Below are 12,636 nucleotides of genomic sequence, written 5' to 3' on the forward strand. Positions count from 1 at the left end.
ACCGAACTATTGCCGCGGAGGTCGACTTGGCTTCCCTTACTGCGGCGGTGTTCGATACTGCTGGATCGGCGCGATTCGGTCAGTGTTCGATGCCGTCAGAATCGTGCGTGTCATGAGTCGCATGGGAATTGACTACGCCTGGGAACACCCCAGTCCGGCCGCGATCCGGTCGGCCGGATACACCTTTGTGTGCCGGTACCTCAGCCGCACCGCCGCCAAGAACCTCACCCGCTCCGAGGCCGATTCGCTCATCGCCGCCGGCCTCGACATCGTCTGCAACTGGGAGGCCACGTCCAACGCGGCGCTCAACGGATACTCACAGGGCGTCACCGACGCGCAGCAGGCGAGCACCCAGGCCGACCAATGCGGGATGCCCGCCGGCCGGCCGATCTACTTCAGCGTTGACTTCGACGCGTCAAGCTCCCAGCAGCCGGCCATCAACTCCTACTTCGACGGCGTCGCCTCCGTGCTCGGCCTGGGCCGCACCGGCGGCTACGGCGGGTACAACGTGATCCAGCGGCTGTTCGGCGCCGGCAAGATTGTCTGGGGTTGGCAGACGTACGCGTGGTCCAGTGGGCACTGGGACAGCCGGGCACAGCTGCGCCAGGTGCAGAACGGGATCACCGTTGGCGGTGCGGAGTGCGACGCCAACCAGGCGATGGCCGCCGACTTCGGCCAGTGGGGCTCGCTGACCGAGAACCTGGGGACGGCGTACAACCGCTGGTTGGTGCGCGCCGACGACGGCCACGTGCAGGCGTACGCGCGCAACACCAACAACACGATGTCCAATGTGGACCCATGCGGCAACGGCTGGTCACCCATGGGTGGCAACATCGGCGGCAACCCGGCCGCGGTGCTGGACTCCGTCGGCCACGTCCAGCTGTACGTGCGGGCCAGCGACAACTCGCTGCAGCACGTGGACCCCTCCGGCGCCGGTTGGTCGTCGATGGGCGGCAACGTCGCCGGTGATCCGTGCGCGGTGCTGGACCCGGCCGGAGGCGTCCAGGTCTACGTGCGTGGCGCCGACAGCTCGCTGCAGCACGTGGACCCGTCCGGCGCCGGTTGGTCGTCGATGGGCGGTGCCATCACCGGCAACCCCACCGCCGTGGTGGACTCGGCCGGCCACACGCAGATCTACGTGCGGTCGGGCAACACGCTGTGGCACGTGGACCCGTCGGGTGGTGGCTGGTCGTCAATGGGCGGCGACATCGCCGGTGACCCGTGCGCGCTGCTGGACCCGGCCGGGAACATCCAGATCTACGTGCGCGGCCGCGACAACTCGCTGCAGCACGTCGACGTGGCGGGGAAGGGCTGGGCGTCGATGGGCGGCTGGGTCGCCGGCAACCCCATCGCGGTCCTGGATCCGGCCGGCCACATTCAGATCTACATCCGCGCGGGAAATGTGCTGTGGCACGTGGACCCGTCGGGTGGTGGTTGGTCGTCGATGGGCGGCACCATCGCCGGCGATCCGGTGGCCCTGCTCGACTCCGTCGGCAGCGTGCAGGTCTACGCGCGCGGCACGGACAGCTCGCTGCAGCGCGAGCTGCCCAACGCCAGCTGGTCCAGCCTCGGCGGGAGCATCGCGAACTGAGATCCGCCGGCCCTGCCGGGCCCGCCGGGGGCCGCCGCGGTCAGCCGCCGGTCGGCGGCTGGTTGGGCCGGGCCAGCAGCGCGGCGCGCACGATGTCCAGCGCCTCCTCGCCGTCGATGCCGAGGCGCTGGACCAGGGCGGCGTACTCCTGCGCCGCCTGAAGCGCCCGCTGCCGGCCATGGCTGCCGGCCGCGGCCACGAAGGTGCCGGCCCGGCCGCGCGTGACGACCAGGCCGGCCTCCTCCAGCTCCCGGTAGGCCCGTGCCACCGTGTTCACCGCCAGCCCCAGGTCGGTGGCGAGCCCCCGTACCGTCGGCAGCCGGGTCCCGACGGCCAGGCTCCGGTCGCCGATGTTCCGGGCGAACTGCGCGCGCACCTGCTCGTACGGCGGCACCGGTGAGTCCGTGTCGATAGTGATCACACGGTGCCTCCGGCCCAGAACGCCACCAGGCTCGTCACGGTCGCCTCGGGCCGCTCGATCGCGGGGGAGTGGGCGGCGCCGGGAATCGCCACCACCGTGGCGTCGAGCCGGGTGGCCATGTCGCGCTGCAGCGCGGGCCGCCACGCGTCGTCGTCCTGGCCGAAGCAGACGAGTACCGGCACCCCGGTGGCGCGCAGCTCGTCCACCCGGTCGGGCTCCTGCAGCAGCGCATCCGACATGCCGAACAGGCCGTCCAGGCTGGAGGCCAGGAAGCGATCGCGCAGGAACGCGGTGAGCCTCTCGGGGGCGGTCGGATCGGGAGGGTAGACCTCCAGGCGGGCCGCGTACACGGCCGGCATGCCCCGCTGGGCGAACGGTTCCAGCCGCGCCATGGTCTCCCGCCGGGCGCCCTGGATCGCCGACGGTCCGGAGCAGAGCAGCACCAGCGACTGGTACCGCTTCGGGGCGGCCATCACCGCGGCCCGGGCGACCAGCCCGCCGAACGAGTGACCGAGCAGGAACACCCGCTCGTCGTCCAGGCTCTTGGCCAGCTCGTTGACCACCGAGCCCAACCAGTCGGGGGTGTACGCCGTGCGGTCGCGCGGCCCGGGGCTCTCGTACTGGCCGGGCAGGTCCGCCGCCACGACCCGGAAGCCCGCGTCCGACAGCGGGTCGAGGATCGGCGCGAAGTCCTCCTTGCCGCCCGTGAAGCCGGGCACCAGCAGGGCGGTGCCCCGAGCGGGGCCGGCCGGCGCGAGGTCCAGGAACGCCACGCGGGCGGAGGGCAGCGCGACGGATCTGGTTACTCCGCGATGAGCGGTGATCTGGCTGTACACGGCTCCAGTGTGCCCCGGATCGGTGCCCCGGCGCGGGCCGGGCCCGCACCTCGCCCAAGCCGCCTCGCCCAAGCCGCCTCGCCCAAGCCGCCTCGCGGCCCGACCGCCGACGCGCCGGGAGTTGTCGCGCCCGATGCCGGGCCCGCGCCGTGGAACTGCGGCGCGAGCCCGGACGGTGTGGCCGGGTGCCTGGTTGCCCGGGTGCCCAGGTGGCCGGGTGCCCAGGCGTCAGAGTTCGGCGAACCGGTACCGGCGGCGCCGGTTGATCAGCCCACGGATCAGAATGCCGATGATCAGCACGCCGCCGCCGGAGAGCAGCACCATCCCGGCGAGCTTGATCGGCGGCATCGACCCGCCGGTGGAGTCCGCCCCGCCGGTGCCGGCCGCCGCTTTCGCCTTGAGCGGCATGGGCCCGAGCGTCAGCGTCGGTACCGGCGCGGCAGAGCCGGCGGGGCCCGCTCCGGCCGGGCCCGCGCCCGCCGGCATCGCACTGGCCGGGGCGGACGCCGTGGCCGTGTTGCCGGCCGGCCTGGCGACCGGCGCCTGGCCGGCCCCGTTGCCGCCGCCCGAGGAGCCGCCGCCCGAGGAGCCGCCGTTCGTGCCGCCGCCCGATGACCCGCCGCCCGTCGAGCCGCCCCCGTTCGTGCCGCCGCCCGAGCCGCCGTTGGCGCGGCCGCCGACGCCGCCGCTGGTGCCGGCGGCCAGCGGCGCGGCGAGGGCGGGCGGTGGGGTCGGGGTAGTCGGCGCGTGGGCGGGCGCCATGGTCGGGGCGTGTGTCGCCCCGTGGGTGGGTGCCGTGGTCGCGCCACGCGTGGGCGAGGTGCTGGGTGCCGCGCCGCCCGGAGCGCTGGCGCTGGGGGCCGGGTGGCTCGGCGCCGGGTGGCTGGGGGCCGGGTGACTGGGCGGGGCGCTGGCCGGCGGCCGGGTGCCGCCGCCGGGCGCCGTGGACGGTGACATGGACGGTGACGTCGCGGACGGTGACGCCGAGGGCGGCACGGTCGGGGTGAGGCGCGCGTCGACCACCACGCCGTCCGCGTTGGTGACCACGGTGACCGGATCGCGCGTGCCGAGCAGGTCACCGCAGTTCAGCTCGCCGAAGCTCTCGCTCAGGCGGGAGGCGAGGAACGTGAACAGGTTGTTGGCCGCGCCCGCGTCCGGCGAGTCCACCCGCAGGGTCAGCTGCCGGTCGAGGTTGATCCGGTCGACCCCGATGGCGACCATGTTGCGGCAGTACGCCTCGGGCGTCTCGACCCTGGTGTCGATCGGGCCCATGTTGACCCCGGCCCGGTACAGGTTGGTCTTGCGCACGCTGGTCTTCCCGTCGACCAGCACCATCGGGTCGTTGGTCGGCACCAGCGCGACGGGCGCCCCCTGGAACGCGGCGGCCTGCAGTTCGTTGAGCGGCAGCGCGGGCACCGTCCTGCCCGGGTCGGCCAGGTCCGGCGCCTGGAAGGGCGCGCAGCCCAGCGTGGGCGCCACGAAGCTGTCCAGCAGCCCGTTGTCGCTGGCGTTGACCTCCACCTTGGCGCCCTTGGGGGCCAGTGCGGCCTGGTTCGCCGCGGTGTTCTGGGCGATGCCGCCGTCGGGCAGGAACAGGTACGAGGTGGTGACGTTGTCGCTCTGGTCCTGGTCCACGATGCCGAAGTCGCGGGTCGTGGGGCAGGGCTCGCCGTCCTTCGCGGTGCCCAGCGGCGGCACCGTGAGCTTGCCGGCGGCGATGGCGGCGTTGGCGGCGGTGTAGAACGCGGGTGCGTCGCAGTAGGCGTACTGCCCGAATATCGAGTCGTCGAGGCCGTTGACGCACGAGCCCGCGCTCAGGCTGCCGTCCGTGCCGGCCAGGGTCAGGTTGTCACCGTTGAACCCGAACCAGATGCCCACCACCGCGCCGGCGGGCAGTCGCGGCACCACCGGCGGCGCGGCGGGCGCGCTGTCCTGGTCCACGACCACCGGGTTGTACACGGAGACGGCGCCGGTGGCCGGGTCGAGGACGGCGGCCTGAACGAACGCGGACGTGCCGTCGTCCGACTCGTGGCAGGACGGGGTCACCAGCCGGTACGGGGTGGCCAGGCCCTGTGCGGAGAGCGGGTTGGCGGGCACCTGCAGGGTGCAGTCCACCTCGGTCGGGTCGTCCGTACTCGATGCGGCGAGCGCGATGCCGCCACCCGTGGCGAACAGCACGCCGGCGATGGCGATCAGCGGGATGGTCCAGCGTCGCGGCGCGGGCCCGGGGTCGGGGCGCCGCGGCCGGCGTCCCGGCGATCGGCGTCGGGATTCGCGTTCCCGCCGCGGATTCAGGCTCCGCACAAAGTCGACGATGTCCTCGTCGTTGCGCTTGTGGGCAGACAACTCTCGGCCCTTTCAGGGAGACTCCGGATCACGAAAAGGCGTTACGGGTAATGGCTCGGCCACTGTATGTATAAATTCCGGTCGATGCCGTCAGTTGTTCCACATGGCCAGTGACAATACTCGGCAGCACGCGCGTGTCACGCCTTTGTAACTATCTTGCTTGACGTGTTTGATCGCTCACCGGTAGCGAGCTGGTGGGCGCGCTTCGCTTGTGTGGCTTGGGATTCAGGGCACCGGACGCCGGCTTGCCTGGCGCAAGTGTCGTGGTCACACGGGTTTCCTACCGGGTAAGCGGTGCGTGAAGGCGTGGATTCCGTTGGCGGGTAAGGGCTGCCGGGTTGTCTGCCCAGCGTGCGCGGGCGCGGGACCCCGGGCGGCGCCCGCTGTCCGTAGCATTGGCGCATGACCGTCGACCGCGCTGGCAAGGTGCTGGCAATCAGCGACTTGCACGTTTCGTATGCGGACAATCGACGGATCGTCGAGCGGCTCGCTCCGGAATCGCCCGATGACTGGCTTCTCGTGGCCGGGGATGTCGGCGAGAAATTCGCCGACATTGAATGGGCGCTGGGCGTGCTGCGCACCCGTTTCGCGCGGGTGGTGTGGGTACCGGGCAATCACGACCTGTGGACGACCCCCACCGACCCGGTGAAGCTGCGCGGGCAGGCCCGGTATCAGGAACTGGTCCGGATGTGCCGGGGGCTGGGGGTGGTCACGCCCGAGGACCCGTTCCCGGTGTGGCGTGGCGAGGGCGGCCCGGTGACCATCGCGCCGCTGTTCCTGCTGTACGACTACACGTTCCGGCCGGAGGGGTACCCGACCCGCCAGGCTGCGCTGGACCGGGCGTACGAGGTCGGCGTGGTGTGCAACGACGAGTTCCTGCTGCACCCCGACCCGTACCCGAGCCGGCAGGCGTGGTGCGCGCAGCGCCTGGCGTTCACCGAGCGCAGGCTCGCCGAGCGGGACACCGCCCTACCCACCGTGCTGGTCAACCACTTCCCGCTCATCCGGGAGCCGACCAGAGTCCTGCGCTACCCCGAGTTCGCGCAGTGGTGCGGCACCGAGCGCACCGACGACTGGCACCTGCGGTTCCGGTGCGCCGCCGTGGTCTACGGCCACCTGCACATCCCGCGCACCATCTGGCGCGACGGGGTGCCCTTCATCGAGGTCTCGCTCGGGTACCCGCGGGAGTGGCGCCCGCGCGGCGGCGAGCCCGGCCGCCCGCGCCAGATCCTGCCGCCACCCATGGACTCGGCCGCGCGAACGGCGGGGACGCCGGGGACGCCGGCATGATCGAGGAGATCCTGCCGGCCGGGGTGTCGGCGGTCGAGGCGTTCCAGGACGAGCCGCGGCCGGTTCTGTTTTCCGACGAGGAGGCGGTGATCAGCCGCTCGGTGGACAAGCGCCGCCGGGAATTCGCCACCGCCCGGGTCTGCGCGCGCACCGCCCTGGCCGCGCTGGGCTTCGCGCCGGTGCCGATCCTGCCCGGCCCGCGCGGCGCACCGGGCTGGCCGTCCGGCGTGGTCGGCAGCATCACGCACTGCGCCGGATACCGGGCGGCGGCGGTGGCGCACGCGGACCGGATCGTCGCCATCGGCATCGACGCCGAACAGAACGCGCCAATGCCGCGCGGCGTGCTCGATTCCGTGACGATCGAAGCGGAGCGCCCCAGGCTCGAGCGGCTGGCCGTCGACGTGCCCGGCGTGTGCTGGGACCGGCTGCTGTTCAGCATCAAGGAGTCGGTGTACAAGGCGTGGTTCCCGCTGACCGTGCGCTGGCTGGACTTCGCCGAGGCGGACGTCACGCCGCGGCCGGACGGCACGTTCGACGCCCGGCTGCTGGTGCCGGGGCCGGTGGTGGGCGGGCGGCGGCTGGGCGGGTTCGTCGGCCGCTGGATGGCCCGCGACGGGCTGCTGATCACGGCTATCGCGTTGCCGTCGACGCCGTGACGGCGGGCCGCGGACCGGGGTGGCCGCCGCGGGCGGCAGGTCCGCGGCGGGGCACCGGGTTGGGGCCCGGTGCCGGCCCGCCGGTGCCGGACTGAGAAATCCGAATCGCGGCGGACGCCGCGCAACCTTTCGCCGGGCCGGAACGTCGTCTGTCCGTCACGGCCCCCGCGCCGCGGGGCGCATCGACGGAGGGATGGCGAGTGGACACCGGGTGGGAGGAGCTGTACGCCGGCCAGTACCGGCGATTGGTCGCGCTGCTCACCGCGATAGCCGGCTCTCGTACCGAGGCCGAGGAGGCCGTGCAGGAGGCGTTCGTGCGGGCCTTGGGCCTGTCCGGCCGGCGGGCGGTGGTCGACGATCCCGAGGCGTGGTTGTACCGGGTGTCGGTGAACATCGTGCGGTCGCGGTGGCGGCGGGTGCTGGCCGCGCGCAGGGCCGTCGCCCGGCTGCACGCGTCCGACGGGCCGCCGACCGACGGGCCGGACCGGGTCGACTCACGGATGGCGCTGCTCGGCGCGCTGCGGCGGCTGCCGTTCGAGCAGCGTGAGGCGCTGGTCCTGCACTACCTGGCCGACCTGCCGATCGACGCGGTGGCCGCACGCGTGGGATCGCCGGTCGGCACGGTCAAGGCGCGGCTGTCCCGCGGTCGCGCCGCACTGGCTCGGATGCTCGGCGAGGAATCGATGAAGGGAGGCGAGCGCAGTGCCTGAGCCGGACTTCGCCGGACTGCGTGACCGGCTGGAGGAGGAAGTTCGCCAGCCATCGTTCGTGACTATCCGGGCACGGCGCCGCCGGCGCACCGCGTGGACCGTCGGGGCCGCGCTGACCGCGTTGGTGGTGGTCCTCGGCGGTACGGTGTCCGCCGCGGCGCTGCTGTCCCCGGCCCGTACCCCGGTGACCGGCCCGCAGGGCACCCCGTCGCCGGCCGTGTCGCCGACGCCGTCCGCCCCAGCCACGCCGCCGACTGCCGCGTCGGCGCCGGCCGGGTCGCCGCCGGCCGTGGTGCCGCCAGGGTCGCCGGCCGCCGTCACCGCGATGACCGCCGCCCCGTCCGGCGTCCTGTTCGCGGCCACGAACGGCTGCCTGTCCGGCTGCTCCGCGGCCGGCGCGCACACCGGCGCCGCGGTGCTGCGCAGCCGCGACCTCGGGCGCAACTGGACCACCGTCGGGTACCCGGACGGACCCGCCGGCACCATCCTGCTGGCGGCCAGCGACGCCCAGCTCTGGCTGATCGGCGACGCGGCCGTGAACAGCTCCACCGACGGCGGCCGCACCTGGCGGAGCGCGATGCTCGGCGGAGGCGACGCCGGCGACGGCGATTACGCGGAAATGGCCGGCGGCACCGCCTGGATCGCCCGGGGCAGCTCGGTCGCGGTGGCCACCGGCGGTGGACAGCCCGTGGCGACGGGGGCCCAGCCGCCCGGCGGCACCATCGACGCGCTCGCGGCCCTGGGGGCGGACAATGCCGCGGTACTCACCGGCGACTCGCCGGCCACCTGGTACCTCACCGGCGATCGCGGGGGGCACTGGAGCGCGATGGACGACCCGTGCGCGGGCACCGCGTACCCGCACTCGCCGTTCGAAACCCTGAGCGCGGCGCCCGGCGGAAGCGTCTGGGGGACCTGCGCCGCCCCACCGGCGAGTGGTCGGCAGCTCAAGCAGCTGGTCGTCTCCGCCGACGGCGGGCGCACCTGGAAATCGCGCGGCGCCCTGGAGCCGGACGGGTACGGCACCCACCTCATGCCGGTCTCCTCGACCGTCGCCTGGCGCACCGGCCCCCGGGCCGACCTGTACCGCACGACGGACGCGGCGCACTGGACCAGGGTGGCGGTCACCGGCGACGCCGCGGGTGGCGCCGACCCGATGTTCGTCGCGATCGACGGGCGCACCGGCGTCTACGTCGAGCAGGGCACCCTGTACGCCACCGAGGACGGCGGCCAGTCCTGGCGGCAGCGCCCGCTGCCACTCGGTTGAGAGGCTGGCGCATGGACGTGGTTCTTGCTATGGGAGCGTTCCCATGCCATGATGACGGACACATTCGCGCTTGGGATCCGAGCGAAATCCTGGTCGCCTTGGGCAGTCCGGCAACGGACAGGTGACCAGCCAGCCGACCGCGCCAGCACCGGCGCGACCGGCACGTGCCGCATCGTCCCGGCCCGTTTCGCCGGCCGGAGGCAGACACCTCCCAAGGAGTAAGCGCATGAGATTCGTTTCGGTACGCGGGGCCGGCCGCCCGCGCCTGCGCCGGGCGGCGATACTCGCCGCCACGCTGGTGCTGGGCTCCGGGCTCGCCGTCGCCGCGGCCACCCAGGCCAGCGCGGCGACCGGCTGTTCGGTCAATTACCAGGTCACCAACTCGTGGCCCGGTGGCTTCGGCGCCAGCTTCTCCATCACCAACCTCGGTGACCCGATCAGCAGCTGGACGTTGAAGTGGACCTGGCCGAGCGGCCAGAGCGTCCAGCAAGGCTGGAACGGCACCTTCAGCCAGTCCGGCACCACGGAGACGGTCACCAGCCTGTCCTACAACGGCAGCATCGCCACCGGCGCCACGGCGTCCGGGATGGGCTTCAACGGCTCGTGGACGGGCAGCAACACCAACCCGACCAGCTTCACGCTCAACGGCGTGACCTGCAACGGCAGCGTCGGCTCCTCGCCGAGCCCGTCCCGCACCAGCGCGTCGCCGCAGCCGTCGCGTACGAGCGCGTCGCCGCAGCCGTCGCGGACCACCACCTCGCCGTCGCCGACCACCGGCCCGTGCACCACCAACTGCCCGGCGCACGTGGACAACCCGTACGTGGGCGCGAAGGGGTACGTCAACCCGGAGTGGTCCGCCGAGGCCAACTCCGAGCCGGGCGGCAGCAGGGTATCCAACAGCTCGACCGCGGTGTGGCTGGACCGGATCGCCGCGATCGCCGGTGCCGACGGCGCCATGGGCCTGCGGGCCCATCTGGACGCCGCCCTGGCGCAGCAGACCGGCAACCAGCCGGTGGTCATCGAGTTCGTCGTCTACGACTTGCCCGACCGCGACTGCGCCGCCCTGGCCTCCAACGGCGAGCTGACGGTGGCCAATGACGGCATCAACAAGTACAAGACGCAGTTCATCGACCCGATCGCCGCGATCATGAAGGACCCGAAGTACGCCAGCCTCCGGATCGTCAACGTGGTCGAGGACGACTCGCTACCCAACCTCGTCACGAACCTGAGCATCGCCACCTGTGCCGAGGCGAACTCCAGCGGCGCCTACGTGCAGGGCATCCAGTACGCGCTGAACCAGCTGCACGCGAACAACATCTACAACTACCTGGACATCGGGCACCACGCCTGGCTGGGTTGGGACTCCAACTTCGCCCCGGCGGCCACCCTGATGACCAGCGTCGTGCGCGGCACCACCAACGGCTTCGCCAGTGTTGACGGCTTCATCGACAACACCGCTAACTACGGTGCCCTGCAAGAGCCGTACTTCAACATCAACACCTCCGTGAACGGCACCTCGGTCCGCCAGTCCACCTGGGTGGACTGGAACTTCTACGTGGACGAGCTGGGCTACAGTCAGGCATTCCGTAACCAGCTCATCTCGGATGGGTTCCCGTCCAGCCTCGGCATGCTCATCGACACTTCCCGCGACGGGTGGGGTGGGTCGGCCCGGCCGACCGCAGCCAGCACCTCGACGGACGTGAACACCTTCGTCAACAACTCCCGCATCGACAGGCGCATCCACGCCGGCAACTGGTGCAACCAGAGCGGTGCCGGCCTGGGTGAGCGGCCGAAGGCCGCGCCCGGCCCGGCCGGGATCGACGCGTACGTCTGGATCAAGCCGCCGGGCGAGTCCGACGGGGCCAGCTCGCAGATCCCGAACGACGAGGGCAAGGGCTTCGACCGGATGTGCGACCCGACGTACGGCGGCAACGTCCTCAACCAGAACAACCCGACGGGCGCGCTGGCCAACGCGCCGCTGTCCGGGCACTGGTTCTCCGCCCAGTTCCAGCAGCTCATGGCCAACGCGTACCCGCCGTTGTCGTAACTGATCGATCATCGCCTGACGGGTCCCTGGTGCGGTCGTGGCGACCGCACCAGGGACCGCCATTTCCGCTAGCGGGCCAGCTGCTTCTTCTGCACCTTGCCCATCGCGTTGCGCGGCAACGATTCCACCAGATGTACGGTGCGCGGGCGCTTGTGCACCGCCAGTTGGCTGGCCACGAAGTCGATCAGCTCGCCGGGGGAGACGTCCCCCGCGCCGGCCACCACGTAGGCCACTATTTCCTGGCCCAGGTCGGCGTGCGGCACCCCGATCACCGCCGCCTCCCGCACGCCCGGGTGGGCCAGCAGCGCGTTCTCCACCTCGCCCGCGCCGACCCGGTACCCGCCGCTCTTGATCAGGTCGGTCGACGAGCGGCCGACGATCCGGTGCACTCCGTCGGCGTCGACGGTCGCCACGTCCCCGGTGCGGAACCACCCGTCGGCGGTGTGCGACGCGGCGGTCGCCTCGGGCAGGTTGAGGTACCCGGCGAACAGCGTCGCGCCGCGCACCTGCAGCTCGCCGATGGACTGGCCGTCGGCCGGCACCGGCTCGCCCCGCTCGTCCGCCAGCCGGGTGGACACCCCGGCCACCGGGGTGCCGACCGCCCCGGGCCAGGTCGGCCCGCCGGCCCGGGCGCTGACCGTGATCAGCGTTTCGGTCATCCCGTACCGCTCGACCGGGCGGTGACCGGTCAGTTCGAGCAGCCGCTCGAACACCGGTGCCGGCAACGGCGCGCTGCCCGACACCAGCAGCCGGGCGCCGGCCAGTTCGCGGGCCGCGGCCGGATCCTGGCAGATCCGGGACCACACGGTCGGCACCCCGAAGTACAGGCTGGCGCCCGCGGCCGCGTACGCCGCCGGGGTCGGCTTGCCCGTGTGCACCAGCCGGGATCCCGTGCGCAACGCGCCGAGCACGCCGAGCACCAGGCCGTGCACGTGGTAGAGCGGCAGACCGTGCGCCAGGGTGTCCTCGGCCGTCCAGTCCCACGCGTCGGCCAGCGCGTCGAGGTCGGCGGCGATCGCGTCGCGGGACAGCAGCGCGCCCTTGGGCGCCCCGGTGGTGCCGCTGGTGTAGAGGATCATCGCGGTGGCGGCGCCGTCCGGGGTGGGGTACCGGGTCGCCGACCGGGCGTCCAGGTCCACCGGCAGCACCGGCACCGGTAGCGGGCCGGGCGGCGGATCGGCGGCCAGCAGCAGCGAGGCGGCCGAGTCGGACAGCAGATGGTCGCGCTCCATCGGCCCGGCGTCGGGCGGCACCGGCACCACGGGCACCCCGGCCAGCAGCCCGGCCACGACCGCCACCACGGTCCGCAGCGACGGCTGGGCGTGTACGGCGACCGACGGCGCGCCGGCGATCCGGTTGGCAACCGCGGTGGCGGCCCCGAGCAGGCCTTCCCACGACGTCTGATCCGGGCCCACCCGTACCGCGTCTGGACGGTCGGGGTAGCGGCCCGCCAAGGCTGGTAATAGATCCATGGC

At 72.8% G+C, this 12,636-nt stretch carries 10 protein-coding genes; 6 read left to right on the top strand and 4 right to left on the bottom strand.

The window, feature by feature from the left end; genetic code table 11:
* Positions 1-121: 121 nt before the first annotated feature.
* Positions 122-1,591 (top strand): glycoside hydrolase domain-containing protein, encoded by a 1,470-nt coding sequence (locus ABEA87_RS29780; RefSeq protein ID WP_345635228.1) that lies wholly within the window; start codon positions 122-124, stop codon positions 1,589-1,591.
* A 40-nt stretch (positions 1,592-1,631) separates the two neighbouring features.
* On the opposite strand, the gene ABEA87_RS29785 is transcribed toward ABEA87_RS29780, so the two are convergent.
* The 3 genes from ABEA87_RS29785 to ABEA87_RS29795 all read right to left on the bottom strand — a co-directional run bounded on the left by ABEA87_RS29785 (position 1,632) and on the right by ABEA87_RS29795 (position 5,194).
* Positions 1,632-2,012 carry a GntR family transcriptional regulator gene (locus ABEA87_RS29785; RefSeq protein ID WP_345635230.1) on the bottom strand — a complete coding sequence of 127 codons (381 nt, stop codon included), beginning with the start codon at positions 2,010-2,012 and terminating at the stop codon, positions 1,632-1,634.
* Entirely contained in the window at positions 2,009-2,848 is an 840-nt protein-coding gene (locus tag ABEA87_RS29790) for an alpha/beta fold hydrolase (protein WP_345635231.1), read from the bottom strand. The genes ABEA87_RS29785 and ABEA87_RS29790 overlap by 4 nt, the downstream gene beginning before the upstream one ends.
* Before the next feature lie 228 nt (positions 2,849-3,076).
* Complete coding sequence (locus ABEA87_RS29795; RefSeq protein WP_345635233.1) at positions 3,077-5,194, bottom strand: hypothetical protein; 2,118 nt, start codon at positions 5,192-5,194, stop codon at positions 3,077-3,079.
* A gap of 402 nt (positions 5,195-5,596) precedes the next feature.
* On the opposite strand from ABEA87_RS29795, the gene ABEA87_RS29800 reads away from it, so the two are divergent.
* The 5 genes from ABEA87_RS29800 to ABEA87_RS29820 all read left to right on the top strand — a co-directional run bounded on the left by ABEA87_RS29800 (position 5,597) and on the right by ABEA87_RS29820 (position 11,161).
* Positions 5,597-6,484 (top strand): metallophosphoesterase family protein, encoded by an 888-nt coding sequence (locus tag ABEA87_RS29800; RefSeq protein ID WP_345635235.1) that lies wholly within the window; start codon positions 5,597-5,599, stop codon positions 6,482-6,484.
* Positions 6,481-7,140 (top strand): 4'-phosphopantetheinyl transferase family protein, encoded by a 660-nt coding sequence (locus ABEA87_RS29805; RefSeq protein ID WP_345635236.1) that lies wholly within the window; start codon positions 6,481-6,483, stop codon positions 7,138-7,140. Before ABEA87_RS29800 ends, ABEA87_RS29805 begins: the two co-directional genes overlap by 4 nt.
* A 200-nt stretch (positions 7,141-7,340) precedes the next feature.
* Complete coding sequence (locus tag ABEA87_RS29810) at positions 7,341-7,850, top strand: RNA polymerase sigma factor (RefSeq protein WP_345635238.1); 510 nt, start codon at positions 7,341-7,343, stop codon at positions 7,848-7,850.
* Positions 7,843-9,114 (top strand): sialidase family protein, encoded by a 1,272-nt coding sequence (locus ABEA87_RS29815; protein WP_345635240.1) that lies wholly within the window; start codon positions 7,843-7,845, stop codon positions 9,112-9,114. The genes ABEA87_RS29810 and ABEA87_RS29815 overlap by 8 nt, the downstream gene beginning before the upstream one ends.
* A 226-nt stretch (positions 9,115-9,340) precedes the next feature.
* Positions 9,341-11,161, top strand: a complete 1,821-nt coding sequence (locus tag ABEA87_RS29820; RefSeq protein WP_345635242.1) for a glycoside hydrolase family 6 protein — start codon at positions 9,341-9,343, stop codon at positions 11,159-11,161.
* A 68-nt stretch (positions 11,162-11,229) separates the two neighbouring features.
* On the opposite strand, the gene ABEA87_RS29825 is transcribed toward ABEA87_RS29820, so the two are convergent.
* On the bottom strand, positions 11,230-12,633 hold the full coding sequence (locus ABEA87_RS29825) for an acyl-CoA synthetase (RefSeq protein WP_345635243.1): 1,404 nt from the start codon (positions 12,631-12,633) through the stop codon (positions 11,230-11,232).
* Positions 12,634-12,636 lie beyond the last annotated feature (3 nt).

Source organism: Rugosimonospora acidiphila (assembly GCF_039543385.1).
GTDB classification, from domain to species: Bacteria; Actinomycetota; Actinomycetes; order Mycobacteriales; family Micromonosporaceae; genus Rugosimonospora; species Rugosimonospora acidiphila.